17 protein-coding genes and 2 pseudogenes are annotated in these 20,370 nt (G+C 70.4%); 14 read left to right on the top strand and 5 right to left on the bottom strand.

All coding sequences use genetic code 11. The annotated features are described in order from the left end of the window. Positions 1-218 precede the first annotated feature (218 nt). On the top strand, positions 219-686 hold the full coding sequence (locus tag ACFWY6_RS10850) for a hypothetical protein (protein WP_384687866.1): 468 nt from the start codon (positions 219-221) through the stop codon (positions 684-686). Between the two features lie 209 nt (positions 687-895). Then, positions 896-1,936, top strand: a pseudogene (locus tag ACFWY6_RS10845) (chitinase); the annotation flags it as partial. On the opposite strand, the gene ACFWY6_RS10840 reads toward ACFWY6_RS10845, so the two are convergent. Continuing rightward, positions 1,924-2,508 (bottom strand): phosphatase PAP2 family protein, encoded by a 585-nt coding sequence (locus tag ACFWY6_RS10840; protein WP_384687865.1) that lies wholly within the window; start codon positions 2,506-2,508, stop codon positions 1,924-1,926. The pseudogene ACFWY6_RS10845 and the gene ACFWY6_RS10840 overlap by 13 nt on opposite strands. A 139-nt stretch (positions 2,509-2,647) precedes the next feature. Here ACFWY6_RS10840 and ACFWY6_RS10835 point away from each other — a divergent pair, with 139 nt between their 5' ends. The 7 genes from ACFWY6_RS10835 (at position 2,648) to ACFWY6_RS10805 (ending at position 8,888) form a co-directional block, all read left to right on the top strand. Beyond that, positions 2,648-4,099: a recombinase family protein gene (locus ACFWY6_RS10835; protein WP_384687864.1), complete on the top strand. Its 1,452-nt coding sequence runs from the start codon at positions 2,648-2,650 to the stop codon at positions 4,097-4,099. 328 nt (positions 4,100-4,427) lie between these two features. Next, the gene (locus ACFWY6_RS10830) at positions 4,428-4,667 is read left to right on the top strand and encodes a hypothetical protein (protein ID WP_384687863.1); all 240 of its coding nucleotides are present in this window, start codon (positions 4,428-4,430) and stop codon (positions 4,665-4,667) included. A gap of 160 nt (positions 4,668-4,827) precedes the next feature. After that, positions 4,828-5,229, top strand: coding sequence for a hypothetical protein (locus ACFWY6_RS10825; RefSeq protein ID WP_384687862.1), 402 nt, complete (start codon positions 4,828-4,830; stop codon positions 5,227-5,229). Beyond that, positions 5,226-6,446, top strand: coding sequence for a hypothetical protein (locus tag ACFWY6_RS10820; RefSeq protein ID WP_384687861.1), 1,221 nt, complete (start codon positions 5,226-5,228; stop codon positions 6,444-6,446). The genes ACFWY6_RS10825 and ACFWY6_RS10820 overlap by 4 nt, the downstream gene beginning before the upstream one ends. A gap of 132 nt (positions 6,447-6,578) precedes the next feature. Further along, positions 6,579-6,812 carry a hypothetical protein gene (locus tag ACFWY6_RS10815; RefSeq protein ID WP_384687860.1) on the top strand — a complete coding sequence of 78 codons (234 nt, stop codon included), beginning with the start codon at positions 6,579-6,581 and terminating at the stop codon, positions 6,810-6,812. Between the two features lie 130 nt (positions 6,813-6,942). Then, positions 6,943-7,479 carry an HK97 family phage prohead protease gene (locus ACFWY6_RS10810; protein ID WP_384687859.1) on the top strand — a complete coding sequence of 179 codons (537 nt, stop codon included), beginning with the start codon at positions 6,943-6,945 and terminating at the stop codon, positions 7,477-7,479. A gap of 5 nt (positions 7,480-7,484) precedes the next feature. Next, positions 7,485-8,888 carry a phage major capsid protein gene (locus ACFWY6_RS10805; protein ID WP_384687858.1) on the top strand — a complete coding sequence of 468 codons (1,404 nt, stop codon included), beginning with the start codon at positions 7,485-7,487 and terminating at the stop codon, positions 8,886-8,888. A 313-nt stretch (positions 8,889-9,201) separates the two neighbouring features. Here the strand turns inward: ACFWY6_RS10805 and ACFWY6_RS10800 are convergent, their stop codons facing one another. After that, on the bottom strand, positions 9,202-10,407 hold the full coding sequence (locus ACFWY6_RS10800) for a helix-turn-helix domain-containing protein (RefSeq protein WP_384687857.1): 1,206 nt from the start codon (positions 10,405-10,407) through the stop codon (positions 9,202-9,204). Between the two features lie 161 nt (positions 10,408-10,568). On the opposite strand from ACFWY6_RS10800, the gene ACFWY6_RS10795 reads away from it, so the two are divergent. Further along, entirely contained in the window at positions 10,569-10,838 is a 270-nt protein-coding gene (locus ACFWY6_RS10795; RefSeq protein WP_384687856.1) for a hypothetical protein, read from the top strand. Positions 10,839-11,028: 190 nt separating this feature from the next. Then, the gene (locus ACFWY6_RS10790; protein ID WP_384687855.1) at positions 11,029-11,226 is read left to right on the top strand and encodes a hypothetical protein; all 198 of its coding nucleotides are present in this window, start codon (positions 11,029-11,031) and stop codon (positions 11,224-11,226) included. A gap of 201 nt (positions 11,227-11,427) precedes the next feature. Here ACFWY6_RS10790 and ACFWY6_RS10785 read toward each other — a convergent pair. From ACFWY6_RS10785 to ACFWY6_RS10775, 3 genes and pseudogenes are all read right to left on the bottom strand, one after another. Next, positions 11,428-11,634, bottom strand: a pseudogene (locus ACFWY6_RS10785) (phosphoesterase); the annotation flags it as partial. A gap of 248 nt (positions 11,635-11,882) precedes the next feature. Continuing rightward, positions 11,883-13,217 carry a 4-aminobutyrate--2-oxoglutarate transaminase gene (gabT, locus tag ACFWY6_RS10780; protein WP_384687854.1) on the bottom strand — a complete coding sequence of 445 codons (1,335 nt, stop codon included), beginning with the start codon at positions 13,215-13,217 and terminating at the stop codon, positions 11,883-11,885. Between the two features lie 147 nt (positions 13,218-13,364). Further along, on the bottom strand, positions 13,365-14,540 hold the full coding sequence (locus ACFWY6_RS10775) for a hypothetical protein (protein WP_384687853.1): 1,176 nt from the start codon (positions 14,538-14,540) through the stop codon (positions 13,365-13,367). 157 nt (positions 14,541-14,697) lie between these two features. Here ACFWY6_RS10775 and ACFWY6_RS10770 point away from each other — a divergent pair, with 157 nt between their 5' ends. The 3 genes from ACFWY6_RS10770 (at position 14,698) to ACFWY6_RS10760 (ending at position 20,265) form a co-directional block, all read left to right on the top strand. After that, complete coding sequence (locus ACFWY6_RS10770; RefSeq protein ID WP_384687852.1) at positions 14,698-16,839, top strand: ATP-binding protein; 2,142 nt, start codon at positions 14,698-14,700, stop codon at positions 16,837-16,839. Positions 16,840-17,044: 205 nt separating this feature from the next. After that, positions 17,045-18,631: a PucR family transcriptional regulator gene (locus ACFWY6_RS10765; protein WP_384687851.1), complete on the top strand. Its 1,587-nt coding sequence runs from the start codon at positions 17,045-17,047 to the stop codon at positions 18,629-18,631. Positions 18,632-18,819: 188 nt separating this feature from the next. Beyond that, entirely contained in the window at positions 18,820-20,265 is a 1,446-nt protein-coding gene (locus ACFWY6_RS10760; protein ID WP_384687850.1) for an aldehyde dehydrogenase family protein, read from the top strand. Positions 20,266-20,370 lie beyond the last annotated feature (105 nt).

The following is a 20,370-nucleotide window of genomic DNA, read 5'->3' as shown; positions in this document are numbered from 1 at the left end:
CGGCAGCGTCTGTTGTGTATATGCGACTGGTGGGGGGCCGGGGCTTCGCCTGGGGGGGCGCCCCGGGGGGGGGTGCGGCGGTCGGGGTTCGGGGGTTGTTTCGCCCCGCCCCGTCGCACTACCAACTGGTAGGCGAAACCCGCGTAATGCTCCGCCCCCGACCCCCTCTCACCTGTGACAGGCACACCTGGCGCACAGGAAAAAGAGGAGGTCCCTCGATGAATGCCTCAGGGACGAAGTCGGCGGTCGAATGGCTGGTGTCGGTGGCTCCGGATCCGGAGGCCTGCCGCTGGGAGTGGGAGCGAAATCCCCTCGGGGTCGCGCTGCTGCCGGCGGGCAGGCTCTGGGACGTACTCATCCTGCCCGGCGAACTCGGCTACCCCACCCTTGACGTGCTCACCCGCTGCATCGACCGCCCGGGGCCCGTGCTCGCCGACTTCGGCGACGCCCGCATGGGGTTCTTCGTCCCGGCGGGCACGGTCGCCCGCTGGATCGGTACGGGCATCCGCGGTGCGGGGCGCGGCACCTGGATCGTCGTGCCCTATCCCGGGCGGGCCAGCGGCGCGGCGCGCTGGCTGATCCCGCCTGACGGTTCGGGCACGCTGACCGATCCGGCGCTGCTCGAACTCGCGATGCACGAGGCGGCGGCCGGACTCGCGCGGGAGGGGACGGAGCCGGGGGAGTAGCCGGGGCATGGGAGCCCGGGGGCACGGGAGTTGTTGAGGTCTTGACAGACGCATTGGTCTGGACCAAATTAAGCGCGACCCGCCCTCCAATCCCCCCATGCCCGGAGGCAGTTGTGGATCGTTCCTTGTCGCGCTCTCTCAGACGTCTCACCGTGGCCACGGCCGCCGCCTGCGCGCTCACCGCGTCCGGCCTTCCGGCCACGACCGCCGCGGCGGACACCGCACAACCGAAGGCCGCCGCCGACCACGCCCTCGTCGGCTATCTGCACACCAGCTTCGCCAACGGCTCCGGCTACACCCGGCTCGCGGACACCCCCGACAGCTGGGACATCATCGACCTCGCCTTCGGCGAGCCGACGTCCGCCACATCGGGCGACATCCGCTTCGGCCTCTGTCCACGGACCGAGTGCCCGAACGTGGAGACCAAGGACGAGTTCAAGGCCGCGATCAAGGCCAAGCAGGCGGCGGGCAAGAAGGTCCTGATCTCCATCGGCGGCCAGAACGGCCAGGTACAGCTCACCACCACGCAGGCCCGCGACACCTTCGTGTCGTCCGTCTCCGCGATCATCGACGAGTACGGACTCGACGGCCTGGACATCGACTTCGAGGGCCACTCCCTCTCCCTGAACGCCGACGACACGGACTTCAAGAACCCCAAGACCCCGTCGATCGTGAACCTGATCTCCGCGGTGAAGACCCTCAAGTCCAAGTACGGGTCCGGCTTCACGCTCACGATGGCGCCGGAGACCTTCTTCGTCCAGCTCGGCTACCAGTACTACGGCACCGGCAAATGGGGCGGCCAGGACCCCCGCGCCGGCGCGTACCTGCCGGTCATCCACGCCCTGCGCGACGACCTCACCCTGCTGCACGTCCAGGACTACAACTCGGGGCCGATCATGGGCCTGGACAACCAGTACCACTCCATGGGCGGCGCGGACTTCCACATCGCGATGACCGACATGCTGCTCACCGGCTTCCCGGTGGCGGGCGACGCGTCCAACGTCTTCCCACCGCTGCCGCCCCAGAAGGTCGCCATCGGCATGCCGGCCTCCGTCAACGCGGGCAACGGCCATGTGCCGACGGGCGAGGTCAACAAGGCCCTGGACTGCCTGACCAAGGGCACCGACTGCGGCTCGTACCAGACGCATGGCACCTGGCCGGACCTGCGCGGCCTGATGACCTGGTCGATCAACTGGGACCGCTTCAACAACGGAGAGTTCTCGAAGAACTTCGACGCCTACTTCGGCTGAGCCGAGTCCGTGTCGGTGGGGCGGCGGCCGTACCGCGCCACGACGACCACCATCACCTGCAGCACCATCCCGAACAGCAGCCAGCCGGCCACCACGTCCAGCGGCCAGTGGTATCCGCGCCGCACCAGACCGAGCCCGACCCCGAAGTTCAACAGGGCGCAGGCGATGACCAGTTCGCGTCGGGCGTACGTGCCGCGCAGATGCGGGAGCAGGAGCAGCGCCGCCCCGCCGTAGGCGACCATGGCGGTGGCGGTGTGGCCCGACGGATAGTAGCCGCTGCCGTCCATGCCCGGCGGTCCTGTGCGGTCGATGAGGACCTTGAGCGGGATCACCAGAGCCGGGACCGCCGCCATCGCCACGGCGGCGGTCACCGGGGCGAGCCACCAGCGGAAGACACCGTCGAGCCGGCCCCGCCAGGCGGTCCAGGCGGCGACGGCCGCGAGCACGGGCGCGGCGACGGCGACTCCGCCGAGGTCGGCGAGGAACTCGGCGGCGCCGTCAGGGAGCCGGCTTCCGGTGATCCGGGGGCCGAGCCGCTCGTCCGCGTCGCGGAGGGGGCCGTCGGCGATCACCTGCCAGGTGATGAGCGCGAAGAACAGCGCACAGAGGGAAAGAGAAAGGGCCGGCCACCTCGGAACAGGGGGCCTTCTACCTTCAGCAGTAGGCGCACACTTGGTGTGCGGATCCTGGTCCCGGTCCTCGGAGGTAGCCATGAGGGACAGCCTGGCAGGCAAGATCGGCCGTGAGTACTTGCGGGTCTCCGCGCGTGGCGAGCGGTCGATTCCCGAGCAGCACGACGACAACGGCCGAGCGGCCGAGCGCGAGGGCGTCACTCTCGGCCAGCCGTACCAGGACCAGGGCAGCGCGTCGCGCTACGCGGTGCGGGCGCGCGACGACTTCGCCCGCCTCATGTCCGACCTGGAGAACGACACGTTCGGCGCCGATCTGCTGTGGCTGTGGGAGTCGTCGCGCGGGTCGCGCAGGGTCGGGGAGTGGGTGTTGTTGATCGAGCTGTGCGAGGAGCGTGGCGTGTGCGTCTACGTCACGACGCACGGGCGGGTCTACGATCCGGCCGACCCGCGCGACCGGCGCACCCTGCTTGAGGACGCGGTGGACTCCGAGTATGAGTCGGCGAAGATCAGCAAGCGGACGAAGCGGGGTATCGACGCGAACGCGCGGAAGGGCCAGCCGCACGGGATCTGCCCGTTTGGGTACGCGCGGGAGTACGCGATCAGGCGGGGCGAGCGGGTGTTCGTCCGACAGCACGCGGACCCGGTCGAAGGCCCTTTGATCGTTGAGCTGTTCAAGTCTGTTCGGGCGAGGGTCTCCTTCAGGTCCATTGCGGCGGACTGGGAGAGGCGCGGGATCGTCGGACGGCGCGGCAAGCCGTTGTCGGGGCAGACGCTGCGGGACCTGGTCACGCACGTCTGCTACATCGGCTTGCGGGAGACCAAGGGCACGACGGTGAAGGCGGCATGGCCCCGACTGGTGAGCGACGAGCTGTTTTACGACGTGCAGCGGATCGTCTCGGACCCGTCGCGGATCAAGGGGAATCCGGGGGCCGCTCTCTACGCGCTCACTGGGGCCGTCACGTGTGCCGGGTGCGGTAGCGCGATCACGGTCAGGCACCGGAGCAAAGAAGATCAGTACGAGTGCCGGGGCGGTTGCTGGCGGGTCTCGAAGGCTGATGTTGATGCGTACTTCATCGGCGACGGTGAGCACCCCGGCGTGATCGTGGCTTACTTGGCGCGGCCGGACATCTACGAGGGACTCGACGCTGCGGGTTCTGGCGGTGAGGCGGACGAGATCAGGGGCGAACTGGCCAAGGCGCGTGCTGACCTTCAGGAGACGGAGGCTGCGGAGCCTGAGACCTTGGCGGAGGAGCGGCGGTTCGCGCGGCGCGCGGAGCGGCTGGAGGAGAGGGTGGGCGAACTGGAGCAGCGGTTGAAGCGGTTGGCTCGGCCGAGCAGCCTCAACGAGTTGTTCCAGCCCGGTCCCGATGTTGCGGCCCGCTGGGAGGCCACGCCCGTCTCAGCGCAACGAGCCATTGCAGCCCTGTTGTTGAGCCCCGAGGTGATCGGGCGGGCCCGGATCATGCCCGCTGCGGCCCCGCGCTCGCCGGGGCCGGTCGCGGAGCGCATCGAGTGGGTGCGGGCGGCATGACACGCAGCGGCGGGGCATTCGTCCCGCCGCTACGCCTTTCGTCGGCGCCGCTTGAGCGTGTCGCTCGCGTGCTGGCATTCCCCTTACAGGCGGCATCACAGGTAAATGGCACCCAACCCCACGGTTGGGGTGGCGAGTTGGCGGAACGCCGAAAGGGCCCATATGCGGTCCGGTATTCGTACGGGCGTAGCATAGGCATTGCCGTGGTCGCTCACCCTGACACGGCTCTGCGCCACGCAGGCCCCGATCGTTTCGGCGGGCCGGACGTGGTGGCTAGGTGAATTCAGCGTGAGAGAGCTCAGGACCCGCAGTCTGGAGTTCGCGGCGCATGCCGAACGCACCCCACATCAACAATCTCCGTGCCCGTCTCGCCGCTCATGAGCGGTGGCACCCCGATGACCCCGAAACAGCCGATGACGTCCGGCGCGAACTGAAGACGACCCTGGCCGAGGAATACATACGCCGCATCGTCGAAACCGCTCCCGTCCCGACGTCGGAACAACTCGACCGGCTGCGCGCCCTGTTGCCGCCCGTCTCTGAGGACGGCGGTGACCAGAATGCGGCCTGACAATGACGCGGCCCCCGGAGGGGGAATTCCGGGGGCGCCGACGGAGCAACCGGGCGGGTTGGGCGTCGTGTCCACGGTAGCGCCGCATTCCTCGGTACGGAAATCCCGTTCTTCCTCGGGGAATGCAACTGGCCGGACAGGTCCGGGTGAGGTCGCGGCGTTGTGGGCGACGGCGCAGGCGACGGCGCTGTTGGGCGAGCGGGACGAAGACGTGGTGCCTGAGTACGGGTCGTTGGCGTGGCTGCGGTTGCGGCCGAGCGATCCGCTGCGGGCGGTGGCCGTGCTGAGGGCGGCCGAGTTGTGGCGTCGGCATCGTGCTTACGAGGTGTGGCTGGACGGCCTCGATGCGGATGAGTGGTTCCGGGAGATCACTGCGGACGCGAACGCCTACGCGGCCTCCATCGCGGGCGCGCTGGCCCGTCGGCGTACCGCTGCCGAGATGCGCGTCGCGCAGTCCCGGCGACGGCCGCCGCACCGGTTGGTGGCCACGCCTGGGTGGCCCCCGATCCGGGTCCCTGGCGAGCCCGGCCGCTATCTGAAGCACCCGGGGGCGGCGGCATGACCCTGGACCCCGTCGTACAGTTCCTGACCGGCCGGGTGGAACCCGGCGCTGTCCAGCGCGAGGCTCTCGCTGAAGCCCACCGGGTGGCGCGCCGATGGCTCGGCGAGGAGTACGACCTTGACGCCCTGAACGCCGTGTTGGCGACGGCGGCGGTCGAACGTCTCGACGGCGATCCGCTGTGGCTGCTGGTGATCTCCGGCTCGGGCAACGCGAAGACCGAGACCGTGCAGGCACTGTCCGGCGCCGGGGCACTCGTCACGTCGACGATCAGCAGTGACGGCGCGCTGCTGTCCGCGTCGCCGCAGCGGGAGAAGGCCAAGGACGCCACCGGCGGACTGCTCCGCAGGATCGGGAGCACGGGCGTGCTCGTCATCAAGGACGTGACGAGCATCCTGTCGGCCAACCGCGACGCGCGTGCGACGGTGCTCGCCGCGCTGCGGGAGGTCTACGACGGGCATTGGGAGCGCAACGTCGGCACCGACGGCGGCCGCACCCTGACGTGGACCGGCCGCCTGGCCGTCATCGGCGCAGTCACCACAGCCTGGGACCAGGCCCACGACGTGATCGCTACTATGGGCGACCGCTTCGTACTGCTGCGGATGGACTCCACCCAAGGGCGTCAGGCATCCGGCCGCCGGGCGATCGCGAACACCGGCGACGAGCCCCAGATGCGGGCCGAACTCGCCGCAGCCGTCGGCGGGGTGCTCGGTAGCATCGACTCCGGTTCGGGCATTCGGCTCGTCGACGATGAGCGTGACCGGTTGCTGGCGGCTGCCGACGTGGTGACCCTCGCCCGCACCGGGGTGATCTACGACTACCGGGGCGATGTCGTCGACGCGCACGCCCCTGAGATGCCGACCCGCTTCGCCAAGCAACTGGCCCAGGTCGCGCGCGGGGCGATGGCCATCGGCATGGACCGGCCTGACGCACTAGCGCTCGCGTTGCGCTGTGCCCGCGACTCGATGCCGCCCCTGCGGATGGCCATCCTGCTGGATGTCGCCGCGCACCCCGACTCGCGCACGGCCGAGGTGCGGCGGCGGCTGGGCAAGCCTAGATCGACCGTGGACCGCCAGTTGCAGGCACTCCACATGCTCGGCGTTCTCGAACTCTCCGAGGTTGAACTCCCCGACAACAAGACGGCATGGCTCTACAGCGCGGCGAACGGCATCGATGCCAGCATCCTCAAGCCGCCCAACGAGAAGGCCTCGGAAACGTAACCAGATTTGTTGGTAGCTCCCCCTAGACCCCGGAGAAGAGACGAGCGATCCATTCGCTGCTCCCCGCACCTACTGACAAATCTGGTGACGCCCAGCCGCAGGCCAGACCACTCCAACGGACGGAATACCACCATGATGCCGAACCCAGACCGCCCCGATCACGAGGCCGAGTTCATCGCGCGGGCCGCCGACAAGATTCGCGATGCGGTGACCGAGAACCTGGATCTCATCTTTCGCCGTGACGACGCTCTCGAAGTCATCCGGCTATTCCTCGAAGGCGACTTGACGTTCATGGTCAACCGTCACGGAGTCGGCTTCTATGGCGACAACCGTTCCGAACCTGAGCCGCCCGGCGGCTATTTGTAAGCACCTCCGGGTACGCTGGGGTTGCTCGGTATCGCAGGAACGCCGGAACTTCGCAGAGGCGGAACACCCCGGATACCTGGTCGCCATGCAGCGGACTCCCTTCCCCTGGCTCCTTTGCGTAGGTGACTTCGTGGCGCTCCACTACCGCACCGCAGCTGTTCTGCGGGCCGCTGAATCCGGCCGCACGGTATTCGGAACGGCCGTGCCCTACGGGCAGGTTGCCGAGATCTCCGAATTCGGCGCAACCTACCGTGAGCGATTCGCCCCAGGCGCCTTTGCCCGCTCGATCAGGGAGCGTGGACAGAAGGTGAAACTGTTCGTCGGACACGAATCCCGCCGCCTGCCGATCGGTAAGGCCACCGAACTCCGCGAGACCCCTGACGGCTTGTACGCGGCCTTTCGCGTCGCGGAGACCCGGGAGGGTGACGACGCCCTCACGCTCGTGCGAGACGGCGCTGTGGACGCCTTCAGCGTCTCGTTCCGGCCCGTCCGGGACCGCCGGGACGGCGACGTCATCGAACGTGTCGAAGCAGCCTTGATCGAAGTCTCGTTGGTCGGTCTGCCCGCCTATCCGGGGGCGGTCGTGGCGGGGGTCCGCAGTGCCCATCCCACCCTCAGTGTCGATGCCGCCCGAAGGCGCCTCGACTTGATCATCAAGAGCTGGTGACACCCATGTCCGAGCCCACCACCCGGTACTACCCGTACTCCCTGAGCCTGTCCGAACTGCATGCCGAGCGTGACCGGCTGGCCGCTGACGGCCGCCGCATCCTGGAGCGCGCCAGCGGCGACCTCAGCGACGACGACGCCGCCAGCTTCCAGGAAGTCGAGGCGCGCCTCGACGAGCTGAAGATCATGGAACGCCAGATGCGGCGCATCCTGGAGCTGGCCCAGCGGCCCGGCCACAGCGAGCAGGGCAGCGACCCGGGGCCGAGCGGCTCGCCACCCGGCACGGCCCCGCTGAGGGACCAGGCGCTGCGCGTCCTCGACCGTGCCGCGCACGCTCCCGATCACGCCCGCCACCTGGTGGCCGGTCTCCTCGACCGAGCCGACGGGACCGAGCTGGACCACCTCGCCCGCTGGACCGCCGCCACCGCTGACCCCCTTTATGAGTCGGCGGTCGGCAAGCTGTTCCGTGATCCGGCGCACGGGCACCGGGAGTTCACCGCGCCCGAGGTCGCCGCGTTCCAGCGGGCCAAGACCGTGCAGCGGGCCATGTCACTGACCGACAGCGCGGGTGGGTTCATGGTGCCGTTCACCTTGGACCCGTCGATCATCCTGACCAACACCGGGTCCGCCAATCCGCTGCGCCGTCTGGCTCGGGTGGTCACCACCGCCACCGACAGTTGGTCGGGGATCACGAGTGCCGGGGTGATCGCGCACTGGGACCCGGAAGCGACCGAGACCACCGACGACTCACCCACCGTGGCGCAGCCGACGATCACGCCGTACAAGGGGGTGGCGTTCGTGAGCGCGAGCTTCGAGATCGCGGCCGACTCCAACATCGGCGAGCAGCTCGGGGAAGTGATCACCGACGCGTTCGACAACCTGGAGACGCAGGCGTTCACGCTCGGTACCGGCTCCGGTCAGCCGCGCGGGATCATCACTGCCGTGTCCGCAGTGCCCGGCTCCGTCGTCACGGACGCCGGGACCGCCTACGCCACCGGCCAGCCTTACGCCGTACAGAACGCGCTCCCGCCGCGCTGGCGTCCGCGTGCCCAGTGGATGGCGAACTTGAGCGTGGTCAATGGCTACCGACAGGTGATCAAGGGAACTGGCATGACCGAGTCCGTGATCGACGACAGCGGCGAGATGCCGCGCTTGCTCGGATGGCAGCTCAACGAGAACAGCGCGATGGACGGAACGATCACAGGCAGCGCTGCCGACTACCTGCTTCTCGCAGGCGACTTCCGCCAGTTCGCCATCGTCGACCGCATCGGAACGACGATCGAGTACGTGCCGCACCTGTTCGGCGCCAACCGGCGGCCGACTGGTCAGCGAGGTTGGTACGCGTACAAGCGCACCGGCAGCGATGTCCTCGTGCCGGACGCGTTCCGGCTGCTCAACCTGTCGGCGTGACACGACCGCCTGGCTAGCCCGAGCGGATGAGTATGCAGTCGATGCGTAGAGATCTCCCGACGTCTGCATACTCGATCTCGCCGGAGCTGCATCACTATGCAGAAACTGGGGGGTGGATCTCCAACGGCCGCCGGCCGGGGGTCGACCACCGCATTTATCGACCTGTTTTCTCTCTACGAGGATTTCCGCAGGTCAGAGCTTGGTCACCAACGATACCCGCATAACCCCAGGTCAGGGCGCTGGATAGCCATGCATAGGTGGTTGCATAGATCCATGTATAGACATGCAGGTAGGCCACCGGTAGCCGCTGTGATCAACCGTCGACCTTGGGGTTCAACTCCTGGTACGCCTCGCGCAGTTCCAGCGCTTCGGGGAGCTTGCGGGCCTCGACATCCTTGACGATCTCCAGCACACGCCAGTGGTTCGCGGGCAGGAGCCGCCCGGACATGATCGCGGTCTGGGCCGCATCGCATGCTTCGTCGAGTCGACCACCGGAGAGCAGCGTCAGCGCAAGGTCGAGATGAGCGGTCACAGCACGGCGCGGCCACGCGGTCGAGTCGTCCCCCAACGTGAGTTGGGCGATCACCTCGCGTGCGGGGGCTTCGGCAGCGGGATCGCCGATCCACGCCAATGTGGTCGCCGTGTAGGACGTGACCTTCGCGACGTCGTACTGGTAGTGATGCTCCGGCCGTGCTCTCATCTGCATGGCGGACGCGAGTCGTTGTACGCGGTCGATCGCCTCGTAAGACTCCTGGCTCTGTCCGAGGCGGGCACGGGCTCGCCCTTCCTGCGCCGTGGCTTGGATCTCCGCCGAACCCCCTCGTGGGGCGACCGCCTGGGCAGCCTGTGACAGTTCAACGGTTCGTGAGTAGTCGCCGTTTGTGAGCGAGATCCACGCTTCGGTCTCGAACGTCCAGGCGTGGATCTCACGGTGCTCGGCATGCTGCGCGAGCAAGGCCGCTGTCCGCAGCCTGGACGCGGCCGCGCGCCCCTGCTTGAGATCGACATGCAGCGTCGCGGCGAGCAGGGAAAGCCAGCCGCTGATCACGAGCAGGCGCCGATGCTCGCTCAGCGTCTTGCGATCGTCCAGGAGCTTGGACGCGTAGGCCGAGTGCCTTCGCACGTCCTGCAGCAAGTCGGATGGAGGCGTTGTCTGGTAGTCGACCGCCAACTGATCGAAGGCGGCTTCCAGTCGGTCGAGGGTCTCGCTGCCAACGTCGCTGGCTTGGACGCGCCGGGCAAGCTCGAGCGCTTCGAGGTCGTCGTCAGTGCCGCCCCGTGCCCAAGGCGGCGGGTCGTCGGCACACGCCTCGGGCCTGGGGGTGGCCAAGGCTGCCAACGCGCCGCCAGCACCAACGAGCCGATCAAGGCCTGCGGCCAACTTCGCCGAGGGCTGCTGCTTTCCGCTCAGGACCCGGCTCACGTATGCGGTGTCGTAGTTGAGCGCGCGAGCCGCCCGACGCATGGAGAGGCCCTCTTCCGCGAGGGCGGCGCGGGCACGTGCTGCGAACTCGGTCATGGGGCGGGCTCCCGACGAGGCATTGACCGTTGACTTCCAGCTTAGTCAACACCGGTCAACTCGCGCCCTGTGCAGGGATGTCGAAGCATCGACAGGTACGGACCCCGGCGATCGCGGGCGGCGACCCCGGGGCGTGGCCAACCTGATGGAAGCAGGTCGACATGACCGACGATAGCCACACGCAGAGCAGCGAGGGAACGGCGCCCGTTGAGGTTGAGGTGCACCCCGTGGGCACCCTCGTCGTGGACACCAACAGGATGCGGCTCGGACGCCTGATGGGTCACGAAGGCCCCTACGTCCAGCTCCGTCCGCCGGGCGGCGGGCGCGAGTGGGACGCGAAGCCCGAGAACGTGCGGCGGGCGCACGACGATGAGCTTCTGCGCGTCAGCGTGGCCGAGATGAGCCTGACGACGCCGGGGCGGACGCCATGACGGTGAAGACGAAGGCGAGGGCCGATGATCTATCCCCTCAATGCCAGCTGGGCGAATGCGCACTGTGCCCTGGGGACAACGTCGAGGTGTACGTACCGGGCAAGCGCCCGCCCGCCGAGCCTCCACTCTTCGTGTACCGGTGCGCCCACGGCTGTGGCCACGGCCGTCGTCCCTCCCTGAGGACGACGTCATGACCAAGATCTGCCGAGAGTGCGACGAGCCGACAGACGAGCCGATCGCAGTCGCCTTGGAACACACGGCGTCCTGCGGCGGGCGCGTCGTCTACCTCTGCCCGCTGTGCCGCTCCGTGCTCGGGGTCGTCCCGCTGGACCAGCACCCGGCGGGCACGGGCGGACGCGTCCGGTACGAAGAGGAGATGCCCGCCTGAGAGCCCCCGGTCCGGCGCCCCGTGGTCGTCCGCCGGACCGGGACGTGAAGCGCCCCCTGCCCACAACGGTTAGGGGGCGCCGCCATGCAGACGGTTGGGCTGTGCCTACCGAGACATGCCGAAGGGCCAGCGCAAGGGGGGGTATGCGCTGGCCCTTCGGAGCACGACCGATCCGGGCTATCCGCCGTGGCCTACTTGCGAAGGCACAACGGGGGTAGTTCCGAAGTGGCCGGGCTGATCGGCGAACCGCGCGCCCCGGGGGGTTTGGGGCGTGCGGCCATCCGATCGGTGAGGAGTTCCGGAGCCAGAAGCTCCGGGTGTGTGCGCGAGGGCACGACCAAGACGGGGCTGGGGAGGCTCCGTCCCGGTGTCGCCCACAGTCCCCTGTGGGCGGGGTGTTTCTCTCATCTGCAGAAACCGTACGTCAGGTGGTGACGGGCCGACAGGCGGAACGACAACCCGTCATGGGGCCCGCACACGTTCTTCACACGCCCTGCCCGTCACCCCAGGTCACGGCTCTCTCACCGCGTGAGGTACACACACGTCAGGGCATGTGCGGATACATACGGAGCCGGGATCTTCCCGCTATGGGGTGATCCCGGCTCCGTTGACCGCTATCGGCGGCGCCCGCCGTGGTTCGGCCGCCGCCGACGGCGTCAGATGCGGGCGAAGGCCGCCTCGATGATGTCCAGGCCCTCGTTGAGGAGGTCGTCGCCGATCACCAGCGGCGGCAGGAAGCGCAGCACGTTGCCGTACGTGCCACAGGTGAGGACGAGCAGGCCCTCCGCGTGGCAGGCCTTGGCCAGGGCGCCGGTCGCCTCCGGGTTCGGCTCCTTGGTGGCGCGGTCCTTGACCAGCTCGATGGCGATCATGGCGCCACGGCCGCGGATGTCGCCGACGATGTCGTACTTCTCCGCGATGGCGGAGAGGCGGGACTTCATCGTCGCCTCGATCGCCTTGGCCTTGCCGTTGAGGTCGAGCTCCTTCATCGTCTCGATAGCGCCGAGCGCACCGGCGCAGGCCACCGGGTTGCCGCCGTAGGTGCCGCCGAGGCCGCCGGCGTGCGCGGAGTCCATGATCTCGGCGCGACCGGTGACGGCGGCGAGCGGCAGACCACCCGCGATGCCCTTGGCGGTCGTGATCAGGTCCGGGACGATCCCCTCGTCCTCACACGCGAACCACTGACCCGTACGGCAGAACCCGGACTGGATCTCGTCCGCGACGAACACGATCCCGTTGTCGTTGGCGAACTGCACGATGGCCGGCAGGAAGCCCTTGGCCGGCTCGATGAAGCCGCCCTCGCCGAGCACCGGCTCGATGATGATCGCGGCGACGTTGTCCGCGCCGACCTGCTTGGTGATCTGGTCGATGGCCTGCTTGGCGGCCTCGGGACCGGCGTTCTCCTCGCCCGTCGGCCAGCGGTAGCCGTAGGCCACCGGTACGCGGTAGACCTCGGGCGCGAACGGCCCGAAGCCGTTCTTGTACGGCATGTTCTTGCTGGTCAGCGCCATCGTGAGGTTGGTACGGCCGTGGTAGCCGTGGTCGAAGACGACGACGGCCTGGCGCTTGGTGTGCGCACGGGCGATCTTGACGGCGTTCTCGACGGCCTCGGCGCCGGAGTTGAAGAGCGCGGACTTCTTCGCGTGGTCACCCGGCGTCAGCTCCGCGAGCTGCTCGGCGACGGCGACGTACCCCTCGTACGGCGTGACCATGAAACAGGTGTGGGTGAAGTCGGCGAGCTGCGCGGTCGCGCGGCGCACGACGGCCTCGGCGCTGGCACCGACCGACGTCACGGCGATGCCGGAGCCGAAGTCGATGAAGCGGTTCCCGTCGACGTCCTCGATGATGCCGCCACCGGCACGCGCCGCGAACACGGGCAGCACGGAACCCACCCCACCGGCGACCGTGGCGGTCCGGCGGGCCTGCAGCTCCTGGGACTTCGGCCCGGGAATGGCGGTGACGACGCGGCGCTCCTGCGGAATTTCGGTCATGGAGGGCTCCTGGGGGTGGGGGCGTTACGGACGCACTGTTGCTTTCCTCGCAGGTTAGGGCCGCGGACCGGGGGTGGTCATGCTCCACGGGGGAGTCGTTGGGCGTGGCGGTTGTCCGTGGTGGACATAGCGGTACGCCCGGCGGAGTCAGGGGGTGGGCGCGACGCTCACGGGGCGGGCGCCGCCGGGCACGGAGACCATGCGGCGCGAGTCCTGATCGCCCGCGATCCACAGGCGCGTGACGTTGACATCGACGTAGACCCTCCAGGGGCTCGGCGTCAGGTCCCGGCCATCGACGGTGATCAGCTGAGTCTTGCCCCGGCTGCGGATCGTGCAGTCGACGGGACGCCACGGATGGGCGGCGAGCAGGCGGGTCATCCGCCGGGTGCTGACGAGCACACCGATGTGCAGCGGGAGCCCGGTCAGCTGCGCGATCGCGATGATCACGACAAGGCCGATCTTGTCGTGGCCCTCGTCGAGGGTGATCTCGGCGATCTGTACGGCGAGCAGCGCGGGCCAGATGAGCAGGAGGAGAGCACGGCGGCGCATGCGGCCGCGCATCGTGCGGGCCGTCGGCGGATGGGAGAGGGCGGGCCGCGTGCGGTCGGCGGTGTCCGGATCCGCCGCCGCGGGCGGAGCGTGGCGACGGCTCGCGACCAGGGCGCCGCGCTGCTGAAGGAAGAGCAGCCGACGGGGCGTCCCCGACCTGCCGTCCGGGCGTGCGGATACGGCGATGACCACATCGCCCCGCGGGTCGCCGCAGCACCACAACACACCGATCTCCGCGCGCTGTTCGGGCGTGGCGCCGGGACGGACGCGCCGCAGCCACCATCGTGCGCGGGGCTCGGCGACGAGGAGGAGCGGAAGCCGCGCGGCCGGGTCGTCGGGAGCCTCCGGATCCGGCACGGCGATCCAGGGTTTGTCGCTCGCCGCGGCCGGATGCGCCGACATCCCGTGCTCGGCGCCCTCGATCAGCCGCCAGGGGTGCCCGCGGAGGGTGCGCCGCATCCGGAATGCGCCGGGCAGCGTTCCCGCCAGAAGCATCAGGAGCCGGTACGGGGCATAGACGGTGTACGGGATGAACACCAGCGAGGCCAGGTGGAAGGTGTGCTGCGTGATGTCGAGCAGCACGAACCAGCCGCCGATCCAGGCGGCGAGGGCGAGGACGGTCCTGATGGTGTGCCATCTCAAGGCCCGACGGGTGGATGGGGCGTCCCAGGCGGTGGTGGGCTTCCCGGGCGGCGGCGCGGCGATCGGGGCGTGCTCCCGCGTTCCGACGGCTGGGTCGTGGTCCTCTATGTCCTGGTCCTGGTGATCGGCCATCGGACGACGGTAGCGGGACGGCGATGCGCGGCCCGGTTCGCTCCGCCCCGCACCGCCCCATTCCCGCAGGCCCGGCCGCGTATTCGGTGAACTCCCCCTGCGGGGGCACTAGATTGACCCGCGGAACAGCAGAGCGGCAGGTCAGGGGGCAAGGGTCATGGACTCCGACGGCACTTACGACGCACGCGGCACGCACGCCACACCGGTGCCGCGGCCGGCGGTGCCTCCGGGCTCCGCAGGTCGGCCGAGTGCGCCCGGTACGCCGCCGCGCCCCGCGCAGGCGCCGGGAGTGCCGCCGCAGCCCGACGGTTCCGCGTACCTGCGGTGGCTGCGCACGCCCCGGCCCGGTGCGCAGCCCGGCGTCTGGCGGTTCGGGCATCAGCCGCGGCCCGAGCAGGAGCCGGAGGTCACCCCGACGCGGCAGCTGCTCAGCGGGGCGCTGATCGCGTTCCTGGTGGGGTGGCTGCTCTGGTCGCTGCTGTGGAACGGCTATCTCGGGGGATGGTGGGTGCTGCCGCTCGAGCTGTTCCTGCCCGACGCCTGGATCTACACGGAGGACCGGATCGGCAACGCCGTCGTCTGGTACGGCTACTACACCCTCATCGTGCTCGGCATCATGATCGGCGTGGGCCGCATCGGCCGCTGGGGCGAGGTCTGGCGCCGTTTCGTCGCGCCCCGTTTCCGCCGGCCGGCCCCCCAGCAGCCGGCGCCCGCCCCCGGCGAGGACCCCGCCCAGTGGCCCCAACTGCGGGACGCCGGTGCGCAGGCGGCCGCCGAGCGGCTTGCCGCCGACGCCCGGGCCGGGCTGATGCGGGACGTCGACCACGCCCGGATCTCGCGGGCCTGGCGGTCCGTGCGGGCGGGGCGCAACACCATCGGCGCGTTCAGCGACTCCGTCGTACGCGACGGGGCCGCCGCCTGCCCGCACCCCTCCGGAGACCGCGACCTGCCCGCGCGCGCCGCACGCCACGACCTCGCCACGGCGCAGGTACGCATCGGCACGACCGTCGACGACCCGCGCAATCCGTATGCCTACCGAGGAGCGGGACTCGGCATCGGGCCCGAGCTCCTCGGTACCTCGCTGCTCGCCGTGGGGCCCGCCGGGTCCGGCAAGACCAGCAGCGTCGTCTGGCCGATCGCCGAGGCCCTCTGCCTGGGGGCGCTCGCCGGGCGGGCCGCCGTGGTGGTGGTCGGCGCGGCGGGCGCGGGGCTCGGGCCCGCCGAGGACTACGACGTCGTCGTACGGGTCGGGCATCCCGACTCCGTGTACGACCTTGATCTGTACGGGGGGACCGGCGATCCGGACGAGGCGGCCGCCGTGCTCGCCGAAGCACTCGTCGGCGATCTAGTCGACCCGCATCCCGGCGGTGACAGCCGCCGCTCGACGACCGTCCTCGCCCAGCTGCTCGGCCCGTACCACGCGGTGCACCGGCGCTTCCCTTCCGTGCCCGAGCTGCGCGCGCTGCTCGACGGCGCCCCCGGCCCGCTCGGCGCGCTGCGCAAGGCGCTCCAGGAGTCGGGGCAGGAGGCCATGCTGCGGGAACTCGACGCCCGCGAGCGGCAGTTGGGCCACCCCGGCGACCCGGGGGCCGTCATCGCCGACCGCATCGCGCTGCTCGACCGCCCGGCCTTCGCCTCCTTCTTCGACACGTCGGGCCAGGGCCGCCCCTTCTCGCTGCGGGCCCTCGACCACCCCGTACGCGTCCGCATCGACCTCCCCGAGCGCGGTCACGCCGACGCCTCTCGGATCCTCGCCCGGCTGATGCTGGCCCAGTTCATGGCGAGCGCCGCCGCCCGCGAGGACCGCTCGCTCTTCGCCTGCCTCGTCCTGGACGACGCGACGGGCACCATCACCCCTGAGGTCGTACGCCGGGTGCAGCGGCTGCGGTCCGCGAACGCCGGCGTCGTACTGACCCTGCGTACGCTCGACGACGCACCCCGCCCGCTGCGCACCCCGCTGCTCGGCTCGATCGGCTGCCGGATGGCGCTGTCCGGGCTCACCCCGTGGGACGGGCAGGACTTCGCCGAGGTCTGGGGCAAGGAGTGGATCGAGGCACGGGACGTCACCGACCGGCAGATCATCGCCGAGACCCCGCTCGGCAAGACCGTGCACATGCTGCGCCGGGTCATCACCGGCAACGCGCCGACCGCCCGTGCGGTGACCGTGCGGCAGGTCGAGCGGGAGCGCTGGTCGGCATCCGAACTGGCTCACGGAGTGCCCCCAGGCCACGCCGTACTCTCCCTCACCGACGTCCGCGGCGAGCACGCGCCGCCGCTGCTCGTGGACCTTCGGGGTTAGTCGCCGGGGCATAGGTAGGGATGTACGTACGGGGTAATCGGTCTCGTACGTACCGTACGGTGAGGCAGAATCGACACAGGTCGTTCATACGTAGCGGCCAAAAGATCCACATCTCGTCCGCGATTCGATGTACGGGCCGGACGGGTGCCCTCTCACCCGACGCCGTCGACTCCCAGACCTGCCACTGACCCGACCTGAAGGTCCCATGCCGCCCACGCTCGCCTCCCTCGTCCACCACTCCGCGCTCAAGCTGACCGTGCGCGCCGGTGAGGAGCATCTGGACGCGCCTGTGCGCTGGGCGCATGCCAGTGAACTCACCGACCCCGTGCCCTACATGGAGGGCGGCGAGCTCCTCCTGATCACCGCGCTCAAGCTGGACGCGGAGGATCCCGACGCGATGCGCCGCTATGTGAAGCGGCTCGCGGCGGCCGGCGTCGTCGGGCTCGGCTTCGCGGTCGGCGTGCACTACGACGACATTCCGCAGGCGCTGGTCGATGCCGCGGAGGGCGAGGGTCTCCCGCTCATCGAGGTGCCGCGGCGCACGCCGTTCCTCGCCATCAGCAAGGCCGTGTCGGCCGCGATCGCCGCCGACCAGTACCGCGCGGTGACGGCGGGCTTCGCCGCCCAGCGCGAGCTGACCAGGCAGGCGCTGAGCGACGGCCCCGAAGGGCTGCTCGCCGCGCTGGCCGGGCAGGTGGACGGCTGGGCGGCGCTGTACGACGCTTCGGGAGCCGTCGTCGCCACGGCACCCGAGTGGGCGTCCCGCAGGGCCGCCCGTCTCACCTCCGACGTCGAGCGGCTGCGGGACCGGACGGCCCCCGCGAGCGCGGTCGTCGCCGGTGCCGAGGACCGCGTGGAGCTGCACTCGATCGGCACCGGGCGGCGGCCACGCGCCGCGCTCGCCGTCGGCACGGCGTCCACCCTCGGCACGGCCGAGCGGTACGCCCTGCACTCCGCCATAGCGCTCCTGACCCTCACCACGGAGCGCAACCGCTCGCTGCACGCCGCCGAGGCGCGGATCGGTGCCGCGGTGCTTCGGATGCTGCTCGCCGGGGAGCCGGATCACGCGCGGACCGTGGCGGGGGAGCTGTACGGAGGGCTCCTCGACGCCCCGTTCCGCCTCGTGGTGGCCGAAGTACCGGCCTCCGCCCCCGAGGGCGGCGACCCGCTCGCCGGGCTCACCGACGCCGTCGAGTCGGCCGCCGCGCGCGCCGGCGAGGCGCTCCTCGTCGTGCCGTACGGCGAGCGGCTCGTGCTGCTCGTCGTGGACGGCGGGGCGGGGGCTGCGGCCTGCGTCGCCCACGCGGAACAGCTGGAGTCCGGCCGCTCGGAGGTGCGTGAGCAGGGCGCGGGCGACGACGCATCGCTCCTGATGGGGCTCTCCGCGCCGGCCGGGCCGATCGCGGCCGCCACGGCATACAAGCAGGCCGACCAGGCGCTGTCCGTGGCCCGGCGGCGGGGCCGCACGCTGGTCGAGCACGAGGAGCTGGCGGCGGGCTCCGTCCTTCCCCTCCTCGCCGACGACGCGGTACGGGCGTTCGCCGACGGGCTCCTGCGTGCGCTGTACGAGCACGACGCCACCGGCCGGGGCGATCTGATCGCCTCGCTGCGGGCCTGGCTGTCCCGGCACGGCCAGTGGGACGCGGCGGCGGCGGACCTCGGCGTCCACCGGCACACGCTGCGCTACCGGATGCGGAGGGTCGAGGAGATCCTCGGCCGCAGCCTGGACGATCCGGACGTCCGCATGGAGCTGTGGCTCTCCTTGAAGGCGACGTCGAGCGGCACGGAGTAGGCGCCGCCGGGTCATCGCCGGGTCATCGGCAGGACATCGGCGGTGCGCAAGCCCCCGGCCCCTGCCAAAGCGGCGCAGACCCCGTGTCCAACGCACCGCGTCGGACAAACGCCCCGCACCCTTACCGCCCCTACGGTGGGGAACGTACCCCCCAAGACACACCTTTCGCGGAAGGGCCGGGAATCGACATGACTTCCATCCACGCCTTCTGGCTCGCCGGTCGCCAGACCACCGGTGAGACCACTCTCGACGTCACTTCGCCCTGGGACGGGCGGCTCGTCGGCAAGGCGGCCGTCCCGACCGACGCCCAGGTCGAGGAGGCCGTCGCCGCCGCGTACGCCGTGCGCGACGAGTTCGCCGCGACCCCGGCCCACGTCCGCGCCGCGGCCCTCTCCCACGTGTCGAACCGCCTGGTCGAGCGCACGGAGGAGATCGCCCAGCTGATCTCCGCGGAGAACGGCAAGCCGATCAAGTGGGCCCGCGGCGAGGTGGGCCGCGCGGTCTCCGTGTTCCGGTTCGCCGCGGAGGAGGCCCGCCGGTTCAACGGCGGCGAGGCCCAGCGTCTGGACACCGACGCCGGCGGCCAGGGCCGCCTCGCGCTGACCCGCCGCTTCCCCAAGGGCGTCGTCCTCGGCATCGCGCCGTTCAACTTCCCGCTGAACCTCTGCGCCCACAAGATCGCCCCGGCCATCGCCGTCGGCGCGCCGATCATCCTGAAGCCGGCGCCCGCGACCCCCCTGTCCGGCCTCCTCATCGGCGAGCTCCTCGCCGAGACCGAGCTGCCGGCCGGTTCCTGGTCCGTGCTCCCCGTCGCCAACGACAAGATGCCCGCCCTGGTCCAGGACGAGCGGATGCCAGTCATCTCCTTCACCGGCTCCGACAAGGTCGGCTACGCGATCATGGACTCGGTGCCGCGCAAGCACTGCACCCTGGAGCTCGGCGGCAACGGCGCGGCCGTCGTCCTGGACGACTTCTCCTCCGACGCGGACCTCGACTGGGCCGCCTCGCGCATCGCGACCTTCTCCAACTACCAGGGCGGCCAGTCCTGCATCTCGGTGCAGCGGGTCATCGCCGACGCGTCCGTCTACGACCGCCTCGTGCCGCGCGTCGTGAAGGCCGTCGAGGCCCAGGTCACCGGCGACCCGTCCGACCCGGCCACCGAGGTCGGCCCGCTCGTCAACGAGGACGCCGCCAAGCGCGTGGAGGCCTGGGTCGACGAGGCCGTCAACGCGGGCGCGAAGCTCCTCGCGGGCGGCAAGCGGGACGGCGCCGCGTACGCGCCGACCGTGCTCGCCGACGTACCGGCCGATGTGACCATCGCCTGCGAGGAGGTCTTCGGCCCGGTCCTCACGCTCAAGAAGGTGGACGGCGAGGCGGAGGCGTTCGCCGCCGTCAACGACTCCAAGTACGGCCTCCAGGCGGGCGTCTTCACGCACGACCTGCAGACCGCCTTCCGCGCCCACCGCGACCTCGAGGTCGGCGGCGTGGTCATCGGCGACGCCCCGTCCTACCGCGCCGACCAGATGCCGTACGGCGGCGTCAAGCAGTCCGGCGTGGGCCGCGAGGGCGTGGCGTACGCGATGGACGACTACACGTACGAGCGAGTCATGGTCCTGACGGGCCTGGCCCTGTAAGGCACCTGCAAGCCACCCGCAAGACACTTCACGAACCGAACGGGCGGGGCCCCAGCGGGGGGGGGGCCCGCCCGTCGCGGGTGGGGGCGCCCCGGCGGCGGCGGG

Origin of the sequence: Streptomyces sp. NPDC059037 (genome assembly GCF_042740015.1) — a bacterium.
Taxonomy (GTDB): domain Bacteria; phylum Actinomycetota; class Actinomycetes; order Streptomycetales; family Streptomycetaceae; genus Streptomyces.
This window is presented reverse-complemented; position numbering and strand designations above follow the sequence as displayed.